The sequence below is a fragment of the Acinetobacter sp. V116_7 genome (assembly GCF_056735735.1).
Window position 1 is genome coordinate 82,085 of sequence record NZ_JBWZIF010000012.1, and the last position, 21,574, is coordinate 103,658.

Annotated in this window: 16 protein-coding genes; 6 read left to right on the top strand and 10 right to left on the bottom strand. The window is 39.6% G+C overall.

What is annotated here, in order from left to right:
• Window positions 1–50 precede the first annotated feature (50 nt).
• Complete coding sequence (locus AC1PJP_RS03055; protein WP_312325372.1) at window positions 51–1,133, bottom strand: DUF475 domain-containing protein; 1,083 nt, start codon at window positions 1,131–1,133, stop codon at window positions 51–53.
• Between the two features lie 262 nt (window positions 1,134–1,395).
• Between AC1PJP_RS03055 and tenA the strand changes: the two genes are divergently transcribed.
• The 3 genes from tenA (at window position 1,396) to AC1PJP_RS03070 (ending at window position 3,417) form a co-directional block, all read left to right on the top strand.
• On the top strand, window positions 1,396–2,070 hold the full coding sequence (gene tenA, locus AC1PJP_RS03060; RefSeq protein ID WP_004789986.1) for a thiaminase II: 675 nt from the start codon (window positions 1,396–1,398) through the stop codon (window positions 2,068–2,070).
• A 65-nt stretch (window positions 2,071–2,135) separates the two neighbouring features.
• Window positions 2,136–2,507 carry a MerR family transcriptional regulator gene (locus AC1PJP_RS03065; RefSeq protein ID WP_479759366.1) on the top strand — a complete coding sequence of 124 codons (372 nt, stop codon included), beginning with the start codon at window positions 2,136–2,138 and terminating at the stop codon, window positions 2,505–2,507.
• 103 nt (window positions 2,508–2,610) lie between these two features.
• Window positions 2,611–3,417, top strand: coding sequence for an SDR family NAD(P)-dependent oxidoreductase (locus AC1PJP_RS03070; RefSeq protein ID WP_151768133.1), 807 nt, complete (start codon window positions 2,611–2,613; stop codon window positions 3,415–3,417).
• Window positions 3,418–3,459: 42 nt separating this feature from the next.
• Here AC1PJP_RS03070 and AC1PJP_RS03075 read toward each other — a convergent pair whose 3' ends face one another.
• From AC1PJP_RS03075 to AC1PJP_RS03090, 4 genes are all read right to left on the bottom strand, one after another.
• Window positions 3,460–3,801, bottom strand: coding sequence for a GlpM family protein (locus AC1PJP_RS03075; RefSeq protein WP_013196619.1), 342 nt, complete (start codon window positions 3,799–3,801; stop codon window positions 3,460–3,462).
• A 52-nt stretch (window positions 3,802–3,853) separates the two neighbouring features.
• Complete coding sequence (locus AC1PJP_RS03080; RefSeq protein WP_002053763.1) at window positions 3,854–4,207, bottom strand: DUF1304 domain-containing protein; 354 nt, start codon at window positions 4,205–4,207, stop codon at window positions 3,854–3,856.
• 65 nt (window positions 4,208–4,272) lie between these two features.
• Complete coding sequence (locus AC1PJP_RS03085; RefSeq protein WP_479766515.1) at window positions 4,273–5,250, bottom strand: zinc-binding dehydrogenase; 978 nt, start codon at window positions 5,248–5,250, stop codon at window positions 4,273–4,275.
• A 3-nt stretch (window positions 5,251–5,253) separates the two neighbouring features.
• Window positions 5,254–5,856, bottom strand: coding sequence for a TetR/AcrR family transcriptional regulator (locus tag AC1PJP_RS03090; RefSeq protein ID WP_005300697.1), 603 nt, complete (start codon window positions 5,854–5,856; stop codon window positions 5,254–5,256).
• Window positions 5,857–6,153: 297 nt separating this feature from the next.
• Between AC1PJP_RS03090 and uvrA the strand changes: the two genes are divergently transcribed.
• Window positions 6,154–8,985: an excinuclease ABC subunit UvrA gene (gene uvrA, locus AC1PJP_RS03095; RefSeq protein WP_005300695.1), complete on the top strand. Its 2,832-nt coding sequence runs from the start codon at window positions 6,154–6,156 to the stop codon at window positions 8,983–8,985.
• Window positions 8,986–9,024: 39 nt separating this feature from the next.
• Here uvrA and AC1PJP_RS03100 read toward each other — a convergent pair whose 3' ends face one another.
• Window positions 9,025–10,734: a GGDEF domain-containing protein gene (locus tag AC1PJP_RS03100; RefSeq protein WP_151988738.1), complete on the bottom strand. Its 1,710-nt coding sequence runs from the start codon at window positions 10,732–10,734 to the stop codon at window positions 9,025–9,027.
• A 1,004-nt stretch (window positions 10,735–11,738) separates the two neighbouring features.
• On the opposite strand from AC1PJP_RS03100, the gene omp33-36 reads away from it, so the two are divergent.
• Entirely contained in the window at window positions 11,739–12,644 is a 906-nt protein-coding gene (gene omp33-36, locus AC1PJP_RS03105) for a porin Omp33-36 (RefSeq protein ID WP_005300691.1), read from the top strand.
• Window positions 12,645–12,703: 59 nt separating this feature from the next.
• On the opposite strand, the gene AC1PJP_RS03110 is transcribed toward omp33-36, so the two are convergent.
• The 4 genes from AC1PJP_RS03110 to AC1PJP_RS03125 form a co-directional block, all read right to left on the bottom strand.
• A complete protein-coding gene (locus AC1PJP_RS03110) occupies window positions 12,704–14,671 on the bottom strand; it encodes a BCCT family transporter (protein ID WP_479766516.1) in 1,968 nt (655 codons plus the stop codon).
• A 167-nt stretch (window positions 14,672–14,838) separates the two neighbouring features.
• On the bottom strand, window positions 14,839–15,531 hold the full coding sequence (locus AC1PJP_RS03115) for an ion channel (RefSeq protein WP_416716213.1): 693 nt from the start codon (window positions 15,529–15,531) through the stop codon (window positions 14,839–14,841).
• A gap of 174 nt (window positions 15,532–15,705) precedes the next feature.
• Entirely contained in the window at window positions 15,706–17,421 is a 1,716-nt protein-coding gene (locus AC1PJP_RS03120; protein WP_296520043.1) for a cation acetate symporter, read from the bottom strand.
• 1 nt (window position 17,422) lies between these two features.
• Window positions 17,423–17,755: a DUF485 domain-containing protein gene (locus AC1PJP_RS03125; RefSeq protein WP_004790008.1), complete on the bottom strand. Its 333-nt coding sequence runs from the start codon at window positions 17,753–17,755 to the stop codon at window positions 17,423–17,425.
• 181 nt (window positions 17,756–17,936) lie between these two features.
• Between AC1PJP_RS03125 and AC1PJP_RS03130 the strand changes: the two genes are divergently transcribed.
• On the top strand, window positions 17,937–21,434 hold the full coding sequence (locus tag AC1PJP_RS03130) for a hybrid sensor histidine kinase/response regulator (RefSeq protein ID WP_479766552.1): 3,498 nt from the start codon (window positions 17,937–17,939) through the stop codon (window positions 21,432–21,434).
• Window positions 21,435–21,574 lie beyond the last annotated feature (140 nt).

The following is a 21,574-nucleotide window of genomic DNA, read 5'->3' on the forward strand; positions in this document are numbered from 1 at the left end:
TAAAGAGGCATTCAGCCTCTTTATTCTATCGAACTTTACTGAAAATTAGCTTAAGGCGACTGTTGCTCGCGCTTGGTATATTGAATTGAAGCAATAACGGCCCACACAATAAACGCTACACCAATTAAACCTGTCACAACTTCAGGTACATGTACGCCTGTACCACTTGCAATCATAATGAATGCTAAAGCACCAATTGCGTAATGCGCACCATGCTCTAAGAACACGTAAGCATCTAGCGTACCTTTTTCAACAAGGTAAACTGTCATTGAACGGACAAAAATAGCACCGATTGCAAGACCTAGCATAATCACAACAACGTCGCTAGTAATTGCAAAAGCACCGATTACACCATCAAAACTGAATGATGCATCTAATACTTCAAGATATAAGAAACCACCTAAACCAGCTTTAACCACACCAGACGCAGCACCTGAGCCATCTTGTAATACAGCATTACCATTTTCATCAATTTCAGGCTCACCACCTAACAAATGACTTAATACTTCAACGCCAATGTAAACCACAATGCCCCAAATACCGGCCATGGTCACTGCTAAACGTTGATGGTCATCTACATAACCAGCCATCACAATTAAAGCGATCAAAGCAATAAAAACAGACATTGCAGGTACGCTAGCTAAACTTGAAAGTTTAGATTCAAGCCATCTAAACCAATGCGTTTCTTTTTCATCATCAAAGAAGAAGTTTAAGAAAACCAATAATAAGAATGTTCCACCAAAAGCTGAAATTTCAGCGTGGTGTGCCATTAAGCGCTCAGAATAAGTTTTCGGATCATTGAGTGCCAATTTTGCCACTTCAATAACACCCATATCAGCGGTTACTGCAACAATCACGACAGGGAAAATCAAACGCATACCAAAAACGGCGATTAAAATACCTACCGTTAAAAAGATCATTTTCCAGAACGGATCCCAATTACGTAGAACCGATGCATTTACGACAGCATTGTCAAAAGATAAAGAGACCTCCATTACCGCTAAAATCGCTGTAATTGTTAAAGCTTTAAGCATGGTAGACACGCCAGCTTCAGGTCCATGGGTAAAACCCCAATACGCGGATAGTGCTAAACACACCACCGTAAAAAATATCGAAAATCGGAAATGCTTCATGGATCAGACCTATACCAAGAACTAAATTTAATCTTTCTTAAAACCGCGGCTATTATATCGATAATTAACCACAAAACGATGTTGTTTTGTGCCGTTATTCCCGTTACTTTATCTCTCTGTTTAATAAAGAAATTTATAATTTTTAATTAACTTGTTAATCGTATTAAATATTTTCTTGCGATATATCTATCATTATTTTTTTTGTATTTTAAAATTGATTTAAAATCAGGTTCAGCTGTCTTATTTTAAATGGAATGATTTTATGCTTTTTTCTCAAGAACTCTGGCAACGTAATTTAAATTTATATCAGAAAATTCTCGACCTGCCTTTTAATCAGGAACTTGCTAACGGTACTTTAGATAAAGAAGCTTTTTGTCATTATGTCATTCAAGACGCCCAATATTTAGTGGCGTATGGTCGCGTACTTGCTGTTGCGGCAGCAAAGGCGTTTGAGGCCGATGATATTATGCAATTTTCAGATGCCGCTAAAATTGCAATTGTGGTTGAACGTAGTTTGCATGATGACTTTATGAAAAACTTTGGGGTAACCAAAGAAGAATTTAAAAATACGCCTTTGACCTTGGCAGGCCATCATTACACTTCATTCTTAACAGCAACTGCTTGGTCTGAAAGCTACCCTGTCGTACTCGCAGCACTATTACCTTGTTTCTGGATTTATGCCGAAGTCGGTAAAGATATTGTAGATAAATCAATTCCTAATAACCCTTACCAAGCATGGATTGATACCTATGCAGGCGAAGAGTTTCATATAGCCGTTCGTAATGTGATTGCGACTGTAGATAAAGTTGCTGCACGTTGTGATGCAGACACTTTAGAGAAAATGCATGCCGCGTACACCATGGGTGCAAAACTTGAATGGTTATTTTGGGATAGCGCCTACCACCAAAGACAATGGCTAGGTTTAGACCATATTTAAAACTTCAGAAGAACCGGTCAGATCGTTCAATACGCTGACCGTTTTTAATAAAATGCGAGACAGATATGTATATCGGCGAATTAGCATCTTTAACGGGAGCCACTCCTAAAGCCATTCGGCATTATGAGAAATTAGGCTTGCTACCAGTCGCAAAAAGAAAAGGCAATTATCGTATTTATGAAGAGATTGATGTTAAATCAGTTAAGATGATCCGCCTTGCACAAGCTGTTGGATTTAGCCTTGCCGAGCTTTATGACCTGTCAGCTTTAAAATATAAAAATAATCGCTTTCCTGTAGAAATTGCACAGCAGCTTATTCAAAAAAAGAATCAACAAATTATTGAGCAAAAAAAAGCGTTAAACCGTTTACAAGAAGATTTAAAAGAACTGGAAGATGAGATTATTCAGACTTATATTACCGATAAAATTTCTGCCTAAAACAGCTGGTTAAAATCTGCAAATAGCTTTCAAAATGAGTGCTTGACTCTGCCCTTAGGGACAAGGTTTATCGTAATGACTTCTTTTATTACGGACCAATAAAATGAGTGCTCATCTTTCAATATTTAAAAATTCAACAGCATTAATTACAGGCGCATCTTCAGGAATAGGCAAAGCCTATGCTCAAGAACTTGCATCTTTAGGAATTCATTTAATTTTAACAGCACGATCTGAACAAAAACTAAATGATTTAGCCAATGAACTCAGAAAAAAATATAACGTGAATGTTGAGGTGATCGTTTTAGATTTAGCTCAACCTAATTCAGCTCAAGACTTATTTGATGAAATACAAGCTAGAAACTTATCGGTAGAAATCTTAATTAATAACGCAGGATTTGGAAAATGGACTAAATTTTTAGATCAATCTGTATCTACCTATCAAGAAATGATCACGCTTAATATCAGCAGTGTAACCTCTTTGTGTTATTTATTTTTGCCCCACATGCTTACGAACAAAAAAGGCATCATGATTAATATTTCATCGACAGGTGCGTTCCAGCCGTTACCCTATATTGCTGTCTATGGTGCAAGTAAATCGTACGTATTGCAGTTTACTGAAGCACTTGCAGGAGAATATAGTTCTTCAGGAGTTAAATTTCTGGCAGTTTGTCCGGGCAATACCGAAACCAATTTTACTCAGGTCGCAAATGCCGATACGAGTGGTATGAAAAGCTCTACAGTTGAGGACGTTGTGTCGGCAACCGTTAAAGCATTAGATAAGAATAAAGCAACAGTTGTGGTGGGATGTAGCAACTATTTGACGTCTCAATTGCCCCGAATTCTTTCTCGCCAAAAGATGATTAATTTAGTTGAAGGCATGCTCAAAACCCGTGTTGTTGAGCATTCATAAAAATAGTTCAATTTAAAAGATTAAGAGATTTCTCTTAATCTTTTAATGCTGAAATAGCTGCCAGCCATAAATTAAGCCTGCCGCAGCAACCACCCAACATAGAGTTGCCAATCCTAGACAAGACCACATCGACATCCGTGTTGCCAGCACATAAACAGCAACTAAATAAATGGCATAAGGAATAAGTGACCATAGGCCAAACAGAGCGGTTTTTTGTAATGCCTCCGCCCCTTTTTGCTGAAAAACAATCACATGAGCAATCAAAGCAAAGGTAGGAAAAAGCGGGACTAAACCAGCAATATAAAATGCCTTACTTTTCGATAAAATCGAAATAATGAGGACAACCCCAGCCCCCAGCATACATTTTAAAAATAACGCCCACATACACTGATCCTACCTGATCATTTCCATTTCAAAACGCTGTATTTTGCGCTTTTTAAAGAAAATTAACAGCGACTAAAGCAATCAATGCTGGAACTGCCTGAATATAAATAATCTTTTTACTGGCAGTCAGACCACCATAGATACCTGCAATGAGTACACAGCCTAAAAAGAAATTAGCGATTGATGTCGCAAACGGTGCATCAGCCAATAAAGACCAGAATAACCCCGCCGCTAAAAAGCCATTATAAAGACCTTGGTTTTGTGCCATGACTTTGGTGAGTTTTGCTTTTTCGGCATTATTTCCAAATGCTTTCATGCCATAAGGCTTGTCCCACAAAAACATCTCTAGCACTAAAATGTAGACATGTAAGATCGCGATAAGCGCAATGAATATTTGTCCGATCATATAGTTTTCCTTTTTATTTTAAAGATATGAAAAAAGATCAGTCTCTCGACTGATCTTTTAGTGTGTTACGGCTTTAGCAATACTTTGCCTTGGCGAGCACCTTGTGTTGCTCTTTGGGCAGCTGTTTTAATCTCATCAAAACTAAACACACCTTCTACAGGTAGGATTAATTTTTTCTGAGTTGCTAAAGTTAATAACTCAACAATCAGTTCCTTTTTACGAGCTGCCGGCATTTCTTTATTGACTACACTCGCCCAGAAACCTTTTACTGTCGCTTGTTTGAAAATCAAATCGCCCGATGAAATTTGCATGGTTTCACCAGTCATACTGCCAAACGAAACCAATAGACTATTTTCACTGAGTAAATTCAGCATTTCCCCACTTGCGTTGCCACCAATCGAGTCCACACCCGCAATGAGAGGTTGGTCGCCATGAATCTGTTTAACTTGCTCTTTCCAGTTTGGCTGATCAGTTGCAACAACATGTTGAATACCTAATGCTTGCATCTCGGCAATTGCGTCAGTACGACGAACTAAATTAATTACAGGTAAACCACGTGCCTGTGCAATCATCGCAACTGTTTTACCTACTGCACCATTCGCTGTGTTTTGAATGAGCCATTGACCCGGTTGAACGTTAACAAAATCTAAAAGCATCAGGGCACTAATTGGCATACCAATCAGCTGTGCTGCTGTCTCATCATCAATTTCATTATTGAGTGGAATAAGCCCTTGAGCCGGTGCAATAAAGTATTCAGCCCAACTGCCATGCACAGATGCAACTGCGATACGTTGCCCTACCTGTACATGAGTAACGCCTTCACCCAGCGCATCTACAATACCAACGGCTTCACTACCACCAATCGCAGGTAAAGTTGGCTTGTAGCCATAGCTTCCACGTACTGTCCATACATCATGATTATGAATTGGAGACATGATGGTTTTAATACGCACTTCGCCTGCTTTTGGTTCTGGCTTTGGCATATCCGCCTGCTCTAAAACGTCTACAGGTTCGCCAAAATTACCATGGATAATACTTCGCATTCTTTATTCCTCTATCGGTTTTAAGAGTTGTTGGGTCGTTTCTAAAGCTAGATGTAGATGTGCTTTGTCTTGCGACAATTTTGTGAGCAAAGCGGCACCCAACCATAACTGATACATGACTTGCGCAGTTTTCAAAGGATCAATATGTTTTGGAATTGACCCTTCCTGTTGCCCTTCTTTGAGGAGCAAAGCTAGACGCTGCGTTAATTTGTACACACCGTCATTGAGAATTTGGCGCATATCTTCCGACAAATCCGAAACCTCTGCCGCCAATTTCACAATCAGGCAGTTTTCAGCCCAGCTGCCATATACGGGATCATCAATCCACGCCTGCCACAACGCCATTAAACGGGCATGGGCACTTTGCTCACTGTGCTGCCAAAGCTGTTCCATACGAACTTTATAGTTGGCCATGTATTGCTCTAGCAAGGCACAACCAAATGCCTCTTTCGAAGCAAAGTAGTGATAGAACGAACCTTTGGGTACGTCACAAGTCTTTAAAATTTCTTGCAAACCAACACCGACAAATCCTTTGTGTAATACCAGTTCAAAGCTCGTATCCAAAATATGTTGTCGCGTGGTTTCGCTTTTATTTAATCGTTTCATGCAAACACCATACTCCACTATTAGACCAGTCGTCTAGTAAAATTATGTTGCTCAATAAAATTTGCCAAGAAGTAGAAATCAAAAGAAAGGAATGTTAAAAATACAACCTGCTTATTTAAACAAATTTTGTCGATTGTCGTTTAACCGTCACAATTTGTCGCTTTAAATCATTTTGTACCACTTGAACAATTTTAAATCGTTATCATATATAGGGTCTGTTGTTTATAAATAGCCACATCTCCCTGTGCTAATCAAAACAACACCTAAATTTTCATTAATACATAATTGAGATGTTTTATGAGCCAAAGTCATATCCGTATTCGAGGCGCACGTACCCATAATTTAAAAAATGTGTCTCTCGATATTCCACGCGATAAGTTTGTGGTAATTACGGGGTTATCAGGTTCAGGAAAATCTTCTCTTGCCTTCGATACCCTGTACGCCGAAGGACAACGCCGTTACGTCGAATCGCTTTCGGCCTATGCTCGCCAGTTTTTATCGCAAATGGAAAAGCCTGAAGTCGATTCGATTGAAGGTTTATCTCCAGCGATTGCTATTGAGCAAAAATCTACGAGCCATAACCCACGTTCAACGGTAGGTACGATTACCGAAATTTATGACTATTTGCGTTTGCTTTATGCACGTGTCGGTACACCTTACTGCCCTGAACACGACTTGCCGATGGTTGCGCAAACTATTTCTGAAATGGTCGATGCGGTAAAAACACTTGAAGAAGGCACAGCACTCATGTTGCTTGCCCCGGTCGTTCGTGAGCGTAAAGGTGAATACAGTAACCTCTTCGAGCAACTACAAGGCCAAGGTTTTGTTCGTGCCCGTGTTGATGGTGAAATCATTGATATTGATACGCCACCCGAACTCGACAAAAAGAAAAAGCATACTATTGAAGTTGTCGTTGACCGCTTTAAAGTACGTGAAGATTTAGGTAACCGTATTGCAGAATCATTTGAAACTGCACTGCGTTTAGGTGGCGATATTGCTGTTTTGTCATGGATGAATGGCGAACATCCTGATCGCGTTTTTTCTGCGAAGCATTCATGCCCTGAATGTGATCGTGCAGTCGCAGAGCTTGAGCCACGTTTGTTTTCATTTAACAACCCGTTCGGTGCCTGCCCTGTTTGTGATGGCTTAGGTACACGCAGTCATTTTAGTTCTGAAAAGCTCATTCCAAATCCTGATCTTGCAATTAGTGAAGGGGCTATTCGTGGATGGGATCGTCAACGTCCATATTACTATTCGATGCTGCAAAAAGTTGCCGATCATTTTGGTTTTCAACTTGATACGCCTTGGAACCAGCTAGATAAAGACACTCAAAAGAAATTCTTACAAGGCACTGGCAAAGAAAAAGTTGATTTAAGCTATATCGATGAGCGTGGCCGTAAACATACTCGCGTACAACCGTTTGAAGGGATTTTGCCTCACCTTGAACGTCGTTACCGTGAAACTGAAAGTAACTATGTACGAGATGATTTAGCTCAATACCTTTCTAATGCAGCGTGTGATGCATGTGATGGCTCACGTCTAAATGAAATTTCACGCCATGTTCGCGTTAAAGATAAAACGATTGCCGACATTACTCGCATGTCGATTGGTGATGCTGAAAGTTATTATCAAGATTTAAATCTTGAAGGTGCTAAAGGTGAAATCGCCGATAAAATCTTTAAAGAGATTCGAGAGCGTTTACATTTCTTGGTGAGTGTTGGACTTAACTATTTAAGTTTAGCTCGTTCTGCCGAAACGTTATCGGGTGGTGAAGCACAGCGTATCCGTTTAGCCTCACAAATTGGTGCAGGTTTAATGGGTGTGATGTATGTCCTTGATGAACCGTCTATTGGTTTGCATCAACGTGATAACGATCGTCTATTACAAACGCTGATTCGCTTACGTGATTTAGGTAATACGGTATTAGTCGTTGAACACGATGAAGATGCTATTCGTGCAGCCGACCATATTATTGATATCGGTCCGGGAGCCGGGATACATGGTGGCGTGATTATTGCCGAAGGAACTTACGATGAATTGGCTAACCATGCTGACTCACTCACAGGTCAATACCTTTCAGGTAAACTCAAAATTGAAATACCAAAACAACGGACTCAATCACCGCGCCCAGATGAATTCATCAAACTTTCTGGGGCAAGTGGTCATAACCTTAAAAATGTCGATTTGAAAATTCCGCTCGGCATTATGACTTGTGTGACTGGCGTTTCAGGTTCAGGTAAATCGACACTCATTAACCGTACGTTACTTCCATTGGCTGCAACACAACTCAATGGCGCAACCACATTAACAGCTGAAAAGTTTGACTCAATTGATGGTCTACAACACCTTGATAAAGTCGTTGATATTGACCAAAGCCCAATTGGGCGCACGCCACGCTCTAACCCTGCAACTTACACAGGGTTATTTACGCCAATCCGTGAGTTATTTGCTCAAACGCCAGAGGCAAAAGCCCGTGGTTATAGTGCAGGCCGTTTCTCGTTTAACGTGAAAGGCGGACGCTGTGAAGCCTGTGAAGGCGACGGCATGATTAAGGTCGCAATGCACTTCTTACCAGATATGTATGTACCTTGCGATGCGTGTCATGGTAAACGTTATAACCGTGAAACGCTTGAAGTCGGCTATAAAGGCAAAAACATTTCTGATGTTTTAGAAATGACGGTTGAAGATGCTGCTGAATTCTTTAGTGCAATTCCAGTCATTCACCGCCGCTTAGAAACCTTAACTCAGGTGGGCTTAGGCTATATTCGTTTAGGTCAAGCTGCGACTACACTCTCTGGTGGTGAAGCACAACGTGTAAAACTAGCGCGTGAGTTAGCTAAACGTGATACGGGTAAAACTCTTTATATCTTGGATGAACCAACAACAGGTCTACATTTCCATGATATTGCTAAGTTACTCGATATTTTGCATGAGCTACGCAACAAAGGTAATACCATTGTGGTGATTGAACATAACCTTGATGTGATTAAAACAGCGGACTGGGTTGTGGACTTAGGTCCTGAAGGTGGCTCAGGCGGTGGGATGATCATTGCCGAAGGTACACCTGAACAAGTGGCTGAGGTTGAAATTTCCCATACTGGCCGCTTCTTAAAACCAATGTTGAAGTAATTTATTGAATAAAAAAGCCGGAACTCATTTCCGGCTTTTTTACCCCTCAACTGCATTCCGACCTCGGGCCTTAGCTCTTAATAGTGAACGATCAGCTTTCTCTAAAAGCTCGATCCAACTCGCCGCGCCTATGGCAAAACCAATACTGACAGACACATGCAATTTTTCATCTGAACCAGATAAACAAATCTCTTCTAAAGAAATCGCAATCCGAATTTTCTCTGCTAAAAGACGAGCATCTACAAATTGCACTTGTTCTAATAATATTAAAAACTCATCTCCACCATAACGAACAATTAAATCCGAACTTCGAATATTTTGCTTTAATTGCTCGGCAATACTGACAATCACATGGTCGCCTACAATATGCCCATATTGGTCATTCACCTGTTTAAAACGATCAATATCTATAATCATTAAACAGGTTTGCATAAATTTTTGAGGGTAACTTTCAACAATTTTTAAATATTCAGATAAAGCTAGACGGTTGGACACACCAGTTAATGGATCTGTATTGGCAATATTCTTTAATTGGAATTCAAAAGCATCGCGCTGCTGCAACATACGCTGTAATCGATCAATCGCTTCAAACAGGGAAAGAAATTCACCTTTTGTTGTCATATTCATCTCATCTGTCCAATGATTAGAACTACGCGATAAATCTAAAATTAAAGTCCTTGCTTTTATTAAAGGAGAAAATACCCTTCTTTGTGCATAATTCAGCGTAAGTAACGCTGTGGCTAAAGAAATTAAAGATATTAATAAAGTTAAAAGAAAACCTTTTCGGGCACTTATATTTTCTTGAGTTGCAATTGCTACACTTTCATCAAGAATATAACTTTGTAAATCAACCACTGTAGTAAATTTACCTACGATTGCTTCTGTCAATTGGGTGCCATTTAAATCATATGGCTCCCCTTTTTGGCTTTCATCTAATAGGTTTTGTACAATCGGAATACCCTTATCTATAAATTCTGATTTCACTCGGGCATATAACCGACGGTATTCAGGAGTCTTTGCCTGTTCAGGCTGCAAGGTATCGACCAAAATCCATAAATATCTAGATTGATGCTGAGTTTGCAGAGAACGTGCGCGATTATTACTTGGAATTTCTTCATTAAAGCTCACAGGAGCAATAATATTAGACGCCATCCGTCCCGCCTGATCGCGCATATCGGTTAGAACTATAATGAGCGTAAAGTAATTAGAAATACGGCTATCTTTACTTTTTAGCTGCAACATCAGTTTTTGCAGTATTTCCCTGCAATGATCCCAGACTCCAAACATCCCTAAAATAGCGTTATCCATTTGAACGGAAGTTCTGGCTCCATAAGGAGTTTCACCATAATAATCAACGACACGTCGGGCTTGCCTAAGGTTTTCTTTGAAATTAGTTTGCAGCTCATTTGCTAATGAAACATAGCCTGCTTGTTTTAAGATAAGAATGCTTGTATCAATTTGCGCATCAACAATTAAACGAAACTTTTTTAATTCTTGCTGATTCTTTAATAAATCACTAGGGCTGCTCGACATCATCTTATTGGCAGGAGCACGCTCCTTAGAAATTTTATAGGCAATATCAGCTACTGCTCTTAAACTTTTTATTTCGGCTAAGGCTTGTCTAGTTTTTATATAATCCTGATAGCTTCCCACAATAAGCGGTACAGCCATGAATAATAAGGACAAAATAATAACCAGCATAAAAAAGAACAGTCGATTACTAATATGCTCTGAACGTAATCCTGACATTTCTAGCTGGTACTCCGTAAATGTCCTGCCATTTTTAATACGATATAAATTAGGCTTAAATCCATCCTAGCATTTTAATAACTAGAATTTCATCAATAAAACCTTCATTTCTCTTTTAATAATTATACGGCTTCTAGATTTTAGTAAGCTTAAATAAATAGTATCGAAAAATTAAATGATTTTTATAAAAAAACTCTATTTTACAGATTAAAAATTTTTAGCAATGATAATAAACATATCTAGTTATCCTCTTGGATGCGCTTCTCCCAGCATCCACTGCCCAGCTTTAAGCTGGGTTCTTTTTGTTCTATTATTTTCCAATAAAGTTCATATAAATTTTCTTATAATTTTAAGATTTTCTTATAGATAAAAAAAAGCTCAACCTTGGGGAAAGCTGAGCTCGTAAAGTCTGATGTGATACACACATCGTATCTGGGAAAGCACTTTAAATCCTAAAAACGTTAGGCAGTGAACTTTGCGATTGAATTATGTGACTTATCTCTACTTTTGTAAAGTCGATTAAATTAATCAGAATTAAAAATTTAATCGATTTTTCAACTTAAAATAGAGATTTCTTTTATTTTATTCACTTATATAATAATTAAAAATAGTTAAATTTTTTAGTTAAACTAATCTAAATATTGTTAACTACTCCTCAAAATAGTATGAATACGATAATAAATTGGTGATTTTTTACTCAGCATATAAGCAACTCTACAATTTACTTAATGTTAAAACCGATCGTATTAATCATTTTTTCCAATCGTAATTGTAATAACTTTTAAACATTTATTTCTAAATTCGTTATGAAATATAATTATTAGCCTCTTGTAAATGTTCATTTTTTTATCAGGTTGACAATTTACTTTTCATTTGATTAGTTTTTCACCAATTTTAACATAAGTGTCAAATATCTTTAACATTCCTTTTTTTCATTGTTGACTTCATAAATTGTTACAATACAATGACCCCAGCTTTATCTCTTGTTATTGCTGGAAATGATTATGAAAAAACTTGGTTTAGCCACTGCTGTATTATTAGCCATGACCGGTGCTCATGCTTATCAATTTGAAGTTCAAGGTCAATCTGAATATGTTGACACAACTGCAAACGATAAAAACTTCACTGGTGACGTTGCTGGTACATACTATTTAAAAAATGTTGATACCACTAAAGGTCCTTTAGCTGAAGCAGCTTTCTTGAACCAAGCTTCTAACGTATCTGTAGGTTACAGCTACCAACAGTATGACCAAGGCAACGTAAACTACCACGTTGGTACTTACGGTGTTAAAGGTGAGGCTTATGTTCCTACTCCTTACCTTCCTGTATATGCTAGCGCAACTTACAACCACACTGATGTTGATGGTAAAAACAACTTCTCTAAAGATGACAACGGTGACCGTTATGCATTAGAAGTTGGTGCTATGTTGTTACCTAACTTCTTGATGACTGTTGGTTATACAAGTGTTGCTAACCAATTCGCTTTAGACAACTTTGGCATCATCAGCAACGGTATCTACTCTGCTGTAAACCAAACTGCTGCGATTCAAGACGACCAAGATGCTGTTACAGCACGTGCTAAATATGTAGGTCCAATCGATGGAACTAACATGGCAATTGGTTTTGAAGCTGCTGGTGCTTTCGGTCAAGAAAACCAATACGGTTTGAAAACTGACCTTTACTTAACTCCTAAGTTAAGTGTTGGCGCATCTTTCATTGGTAATGATGGCGTAGCTGACATCAAAGGTAATGACCTTGGTGAATTCCGTCAAGCTTGGGGTGGTAACGTAAACTACTTCATTACTCCTGCTTTAGCAGTTGGTGCATCGTACATGAAAGCTGACGTTAAAAATGCGTCTACTAGCTACGATACACAAACTATCGGCTTAAATACTAAATTCCGTTTCTAATTTAATTTAGAAATCGAATTAAAAAAGGACTCAATTGAGTCCTTTTTTATACCTAAAGATTAGCTTCGCACAATATTTAAGAAATACAGATGACGTTCATATTGATCAATAATGTCTTGAATTAAATCTTCTTGCGTCCAATCCATTACATCATAGTTCTGACCACCCTCCCTTAAGAAAACTTCTGCTTGGAAATATTGTCCGTCTTCGGCTTCAGTACGTCCAATTAAAAAACTTGGTGGTACTGTTTCACGTGGAACAACTTTATAAATAAAATTAATTTCATTGTGATGGTCTACTCGAAGTTGCATACCATCTTCAAGTTGGCTAATTGAAACCTCAAGATGACGGCGTCTAAATTCATGTTGAATATTTTCAAATGCACCAGCCACTTGCTTCTCAATGTATTCACGCACTTCCTCTTCATTATGAGGATAATGCATGATTAACCCTAGACGCTGTTGCCAGCTCCTTGGATTATGAATCGCGCGTGGTGTAATGCGTGCTTCCTGAATGGCTGTCATTTTTGTGACATCAAGATGCAAGGCCTTTATTAATCCCCAACTCATTAAGAGCATGACGACAGTAAAAGGTAACGCACTCATAATGATGGAAGCCTGAAGTGCAGCCAAGCCACCGACTAGCAATAAAATAATTGCAAGCACAGCCATGAGTACCGTCCAGAACAGACGCTGCCAAGTTGGTGAATTTTCAGATTTAGCAGTTAAATAGTCAGTGACTAATGCCCCTGAGTCAGCAGATGTCACAAAAAATAAAACCACCAAAATAGTTGCCAAGACATTCATCACGCCAGACCACGGTAAGTGACCTAAGAATTCAAATAACGCAACTGACGAATCTTGCTGAACAGCCTGAATTAATGTTGTTTGGTGTTCATGGATAATGCTAAATAAGGCGGCATTACCTAAAAAACCCATCCAGATAATGGTAAAGCCTGTTGGAATGAGTAAAACCCCAACAATAAATTCTCGAATGGTACGACCACGAGAAACTCTGGCAATAAACATTCCCACAAATGGCGACCAAGAAATCCACCAAGCCCAGTACAAAATTGTCCAACCACCAATCCAGCCATTCGGCTGATAGGCATATAAGTTGAATGTCATGGTAAATAGGTTAGAGATATATTGCCCAGTGTTTTGAATTGTCGTTTGAAGTAAATAAATACTTGGACCAGCAATGAAAACAAATAACAATAATATTAAAGCTAAAACTAAGTTTAACTCCGACAAACGTTTTACACCCTTATCAAGACCTAGAAACACAGATAAGGAAGCTAACATACTCACGAAAATAATGAGTAAGACTTGAATATTGGTGCTTTGCTCTACTCCAAATAAATAATGCAAACCAGAATTGATTTGTGTAACACCAAAGCCAAGAGAGGTCGCTACACCAAATACCGTACCAATGGTCGCGAATATATCGATGCTATCGCCCCATGGCCCATAAATTCTCTTACCAATGAGTGGATAGAGTGCTGAACGGGTCTTTAAGGGTAAATTATGCCGATAAGCAAAATAAGCCAAAGCTAACCCAACTACAGCATAGATTGCCCAAGCATGTAGTCCCCAATGGAAAAAGGTAACTCTTAATGCTTGCTGTGCTGCATCGATCGTTTGAGCCTCACCACTTGGTGGATTAACATAGTGCATGACAGGTTCGGCAACGCCGAAGAACATCAGCCCAATCCCCATCCCTGCTGTAAACAGCATGGCGAACCAAGACCCATTGTTATAATCAGGCTGACTATGATCTGGTCCTAATTTAATGCGTCCAATCGAAGAGCAGGCAATGTAAATCAATAAGATGAGAAAGAAAGCAACAGATAAAACATAGAACCAACTAAATGAATCAGTGATCCACTGTTTTAATTGCTGTGTTAGAAGCTCAAAAGAACTCGGGGCGATCACAACCACTGCTAAAAACAAAGCAATAATAATGACCGTGCCCAAAAATACGTTAGGATTAACGTTTGCGAACCAACCGGACTGTTTGGAAGGCATAAATCCTCCATGTTATTTTAATGACGAGTGACAGGCTTAAATGCCAATAAGATATTCATAGAATGAACAAAGCTAGGGCTTTCAATAGAGAAAGCCGATAACACTCTAAATAAACTTAAAGAATATTGCAGTTACAAAGGTGTAAATAAATTAAAACACCTCCTCCATTATTTATCTGAATTTTTTTTAGGGAGGTGGGTAATATATTGTAAAGCAATTAGACGGGTGACGATTAAAGCTAAATACATGACTCCACAGAACATTTGCAGCATGGATAAAACGCGCGCTGGTGGAGTGATTGGCATGAGGTCGGATAAGCCTGTAGCCGACTGCAAGCTAAAGCTTAAAAAGAGTAAATCCAGCCAAGTTTGGAAAGCATGGGGGTTATTTGGATTTTGAAAGCTGTAAGGGAAAATAAGCTGGCAAATGTTATATAAAAATGCAAAACCCCATGCAATCAGTGTAAAGACTGCTGCTGCCGCAAATAGTTCATCTCTTGTTAAATATCGGTCAGCGAACATATAACGAAATAAACCATAAGCTGCCGAAAAATAGGCCAGAGCTTCACAGCTATGGGCAAATAGTTGAATATATAAATTGCTATATCCCAACACAATCAGTACTGATGACAGAATTGCACCGCTTACAAATGTTAAGCCTAAAAAAGTAAACATCGGGGTCTGGCGAATAACTTTGGCAATAATCAGCAAGGCCAGCACCCCTAAAGCCCATGTTAGGGTTCGATAAAATACATCATGAAAAGTCAGCATGGCCAAAATGAGTAAAATAAATTGCACAAGCAGCAACCATGCAGAAGGTAGCAGTCGAAAGCTCGCCCAGAAGTCCATGATAGATCGCATTTAATTATTTTCCTTTTTCATTATGCTTTGGATTATAGGAAATCATACTGTACAGAAAATAGGACAAACAAGTTGTTCTTTATTAAAGAGCTTCTTTCAATCTAAGGTATGAGATCAACAAAAAAAGCCCCGCAGGGCTTTTAATGAGATAGAGATATTTAATTCATTTTGATTTTAGTGATCTGAGGCACCAGAAGCACCAATACCTGTCATTGAACGAACATATTGGGCATCGAAAGCAGCACGCTCTTTCTTAGCACGTACAGAGTTGTCAGTTACCGAGAAGAACCAACAGCAAAGGAATGACAATGGCATAGCAAATAACGCTGGACCATTGAACGGGTTAATTGGTGTATCAGAGATTTTTAAAGTATCTACCCAAACTGCTTTAGAAAGAACAATGAGTACTACTGCTGTTACCAGACCAACCACACCACCAATAACCGCTCCACGAGTTGTTAAGCCTTTCCAGAACATTGAAAGAACCAGAATCGGGAAGTTTGCACAACAAGCTACAGAGAACGCTAAACCAACCATGAATGCTACGTTTTGCTTCTCAAACAAGATACCCAAAACCATGGCGAAGATTGCTAAGCCCAATGTCGCAATTTTTGACATACGAAGTTCAGAAGCAGGCGTCGTTTGACCTTTCTTAAATACGTTAGCGTATAAGTCATGAGAGATTGCAGATGCACCTGAAAGTGTTAAACCAGCAACAACAGCAAGAATCGTTGCGAATGCTACTGCTGAAATGAAGCCCATGAATAAGTCACCGCCTAAAGCGTCACTTAAATGCACGGCTGCCATATTGTTACCACCAACAAGCTCAAGTTTGCCTGTTACTGCCATTTTCGCAACATCAAGGAATTGCGGATTGTTTGATACGAAAAGGATCGCACCGAAACCAATAATGAAAGTTAAAAGATAGAAGTAACCAATAAAACCTGTTGCAACCACAACCGATTTACGTGCTTCTTTTGCATCTTTTACAGTGAAGAAACGCATAAGAATATGTGGAAGACCTGCTGTACCAAACATCAACGCCAAACCTAGAGACAAGGCATCAATCGGGTTTGCAGCAAGTTTACCCGGCCCCATAATTTTTGAAGCATCGGCCAAACTGATGTCGTGTACTTTACTGAATACTTCAATTGATTGGCTAAACATGTTGCTGAAGCTAAAACCAACTGCTTTCATCACCATGAATGCCATGAAGGTTGCACCACTGAGTAACATGACCGCTTTAATAATTTGTACCCATGTTGTTGCCAACATGCCACCAAAGATTACGTATGCCATCATCAATAAACCAACGATGACTACAGCAATGTTGTAGTTCAAGCCAAATAGTAATTTGATGAGCTGACCCGCACCTACCATTTGAGCAATCAAATAGAATGCCACCACAACAAGTGAACTGACTGCAGCTAAAGTACGTACTGGTTTCTCTTCAAGACGGAATGAAACCACATCTGAAAGGTTATATTTACCTAGGTTACGCAAACGTTCTGCAACCAAGAATAAAACGATTGGCCAACCTACCATGAACCCAAGCGAGTAAAGCAAGCCATCAAAGCCTGAACTAAACACAAGTGCAGAAATACCAAGGAAAGATGCAGCAGACATATAGTCACCCGCAATTGCCAGACCATTCTGGAAACCGCTGATTCCACCACCTGCTGTATAGAAATCTTGTGTCGATTGGGTTTGCTTCGCAGCCCACTTCGTAATAAACAAAGTGAAACCAACAAAAATGACAAACATAATAATAGCATGCCAGTTGGTTGCTTGTTGTTCAGCTTCACCCAGATCTGGACTGGCCATAGCCACTGTTGAATATAGCGATGCTGCTGCCAATAAAGCTTTCGCTTTTAATGAATTCCATTTCATATTAGTGTAGTCCTTTCTCATGCGTGATGGCTTCAACTTCCTTCAACGCTTCTTCACTCAACTGGTCAAGGGTACTATTCGCGATAAAAGAATACACACCACACAATAGGAAAGATAAAACGATAATTCCTAAACCTAGTGGGATTCCCCATGTCGTTACACCGCCACTAAATGAACTCATCAAAAATTCTTTGTTGTAGCCAACAAGCAGCATAAAACCCACATAAAGAACTAACATGATGATTGTGAGTGTCCAACTTAATGTACTTTTTTTCTTGACCATCTTTTGAAACTTTGGATTGCGTAGAATCTGTTCTACTTGGTTCTGATCCATAACCAAACTCCTTGCCCTGTGCCCAGCCTTGGCCACTTTTTAATAGTAGTTTCTCAGGATTAAAGTTAGCAAAATTACGTGTAATTCGTAACTTAGACTTTGGTCGTTAAAATTTAATCAATTTATAGCTTTGTTTCTGCTTGGGGTATGATAGGCACAAGGTTTTAATCATGTGAGTCATATGAACAGCTGGCTGATTATTGGGGTACTCACCCTTTATATAGCACTCTTATTTATTTGTGCTTTTTTTGGTGAAAAGCATGCCAGCCGTCTGAGTACACGTGGCCGCATGTTCTTGTTCAGCTTAACGTTAGGCGTTTACTGTTCATCATGGACATTTTACGGTGCGACTGGAGCAGCTGTTCGAGAAGGCGTCATTTTCTTGCCTATTTACTTAGGCCCTCTCTTATTTGTCTGGTTTGGCTATGACATTTGGCGACGTTTAGGTCGGGTACGCCAGCACCACGCAATTTCCTCAATTGCTGACTTTGTTGCGGCACGTTATGGGAAAAGTGGGGTATTGGCTTCACTGGTCACCATTTTGGCTGTAATCGCAATTATTCCCTATCTGGCTCTACAGTTACGTGCGATTGCTTTAAGTACTTCTGTCATTATGGAACAGAATGCTCATATCCATACAACCACCAATAGTGTTTTGCTTTTAACCAGTGTACTGGCTATTTTGGCCATGATTTTTGGTACAAGACAAATTGCCAATACCGAGCAACATGGCGGTCTCATGTTAGCTGTGGCATTTGAATCTTTTGTAAAATTATTCGCGCTGATTTGCGTTGCTTTATTTTTTATTTTTGAAACACCAGCGAACCTAGTTCAAGTTACATCCGATGTGAACCAAACATTTCAGGAGGTTCAACTATTTGGAGTGCCTGAAACTTTCTGGATTCAGACCTTATTGGCAGGTTTGGCAATTATCTGCCTGCCACGCCAGTTTCATGTCGCGGTTGTCGAATTACGAGATGAAAAACATATTCGCGGTGCACGCAAATGGTTTGCGGTTTATCTGATCTTAACGATTTTAGCCATTATTCCGATCGCAAGCTGGGCATTACATGCTGCACCGAAGTTCTTAACTGTACCTGATGTTGCAGTACTCTCATTGCCCCTGAGTTATAACCAAGAATGGTTAGCTTTACTGGCCTTTTTAGGTGGGTTCTCTGCATCAACAGGCATGTTGCTGGTTTCATCTGTTGCCTTGTCTATCATGCTCAGTAATGACTTGATTATGCCCGCACTCTGGCGTTTTAAGTTGCTATCACGTCACGATAAACATTTGCCTAAAGTTCTTAAATTCAGCCGTCGTATTAGTATTGTCGCGGTGATGCTACTTGGCTTTTTATTCTTCCATTTCTTTAATGATATTAACCAGCTTTCCGTATTTGGTTTATTGGCGTTTAGTGCCGTTGCCCAGTTTGCACCTGCTCTCATTGGAGGCTTATATTGGCGAGGTGGAAGCCGCCAAGGTGTCTATGCTGGCCTCATTATTGGATTTTTGATGTGGAGTTACACATTACTATTTCCAACGATTTTACGTAGTTTACCAGAGGCCTATCAGGAAACCGCTCAAAGTATCTTGCTTTTTGGCCCTTTTGGAATTAACGCCTTAAGACCAGAGTCACTTTTTGGTTTTGAATCATTTGCGCCACTTACACACGGTGTAATCTGGTCGCTTGGTTTAAATATTGTTTTATATATTTGGATTTCTAAACTTTACCGCCCAAGTGTGGCAGAACAAATTCAGGCAGAAAGCTTTTTCTACTATGAAACCAAACCCTTGCCATCACCGCATACCTCTACCGATTTAACTTATTTACCGCACGATGCTGCACGTTTAAAAGTAGGTGATCTGTTCGCTCTTGCTAAAAGAATTACTGGTGAGCAGCCAACAACACAAGCATTCGAAAACTTTTGCGAGCAAAATCATCTCACGCTCAACCCCAATAGTATCGCCAATGGCATGTGGTGGCGTTTTACCGAACAATATTTAGCTGGCATTATCGGTGCAGCCTCTGCCCGTACTTTGCTCACTACAGCAATGATTAATAATGGTCTTGCATTAGGACAAGTCGCTAATATTTTAGACCAAGCCTCACAGTGGCAACGTTTCAATCAAAACTTGCTCATGACCATGATTGACCATATGACCCAAGGGGTGAGTGTAGTTGATAAAAATATGTGTCTGGTGGCTTGGAATAACCAATATTTAAAACTGTTTGGCTACCCAAAAGATTTAGTTTATGTGGGTTGTCCAATTGCCGATTTGATTCGTTATAACGCTGAACGCGGCGAATGCGGCCCTGGTTCAGTCGAAGAACATGTTCGTAAACGTTTACACTGGATGAAAGTCGGAAGTGCACATGAATTTGAACGAATCCGTAAAGATGGACGCGTTATTCAAATGCGCGGTAATCCTATTTCAGGTGGAGGCTTTGTTACAACGTTCGCCGACATTACTGCTTTCCGCGCAAATGAGGCAATACTTGAAGCGCGCGTAAAAGACCGAACCCAACAACTTGCTGGTGCTTTAACCGAGCAACAGCTTGCACGCGAACAAGCCGATATGGCAAATATGTCAAAAAGCCGATTTATTGCAGCGGCAAGTCATGACTTATTACAACCCATGCATGCGGCTCGTCTCTTTAGTACCGTTCTTGAACAAAGCATTGCAACAGAAGAAGACCGTCAAACTTTGCAACAGCTTGACCGTGCTCTATATGGTGCAGAAAGCATGCTCTCTGCCCTACTCGATATTGCCCGTTTAGAAGGCGGTAGCATACAGCCAAAAAGACAACCTTACCCGTTACATGATTTACTCAGTGATCTTGAACTTCAGTTTAAATCAATTGCTGCACAGCGAAATATTTCACTCAAAGTTCACGATGTATCGTTCTGGATTGACACAGATCCACAATGGATACGACGTATTATTCAAAACTTTGTGAGTAATGCTTTGCGCTATACCGCCAAAGGCCGAGTGATTGTCGGTGTATTACGTTCGGCTCAAAAACCTAACCATATTCGTATTGGAGTCTGGGATACAGGTCCCGGAATTGCCGAAGAACAACGTATTAAACTGTTTCAAGAGTTCGAACGCTGTGGGCATTTATCACCTTGGGGTGAGCAAGGTCTAGGCTTAGGCCTCGCGATTGTGCAGCGTATGACAGGTTTGTTGAATTACCCTGTTCATGTCTACTCTCAACTCAATAAAGGCTCCTGCTTTATGATTGAGGTTCCCGTCGTAGAAGCGCCAAAAGTGATAACTCCAACCGTACAGGCAGTGCCTTTAAAAACTAAAGCCTACCGGATTTTATGTTTAGACAATGATGAAACCATTCTCGAGGGTATGAGTAGCTTATTAGGTCGATGGGGTTATGAGGTTTTTAAAGCCACTGAACCAGAACAAGCACTTGAGATTATTCAAAAAGAGAATATTCAGGTCTGGCTTATCGATCAGCATTTAAATAACAACCAACTCGGTGTCGATTTTATTATGCAAAATCGACAGCATGATGTTCCGGTTGCTTTAATTACAGCGGACTCTCATCCAGAATTACCTCAGCAATTGAAAGAACTGAATATCGTTTTACTCAAAAAACCGCTTAAACCGGCCTCTCTAAGAGCATGGCTATCGGGACTTAAAATTGCCAGCGCGGCAGATTAAACATTTTCCTCTCTCAAGCTTTTTATAGGTTTGGGAGAGATTTTTTGGCAAAAGTTATAGGTTTAATTTAAGCCAATAGGCAGAACTGCTCAAAAAGTCTACTTTTGTTGATTAAATAATTGGCTAAACTTTCCAACAGC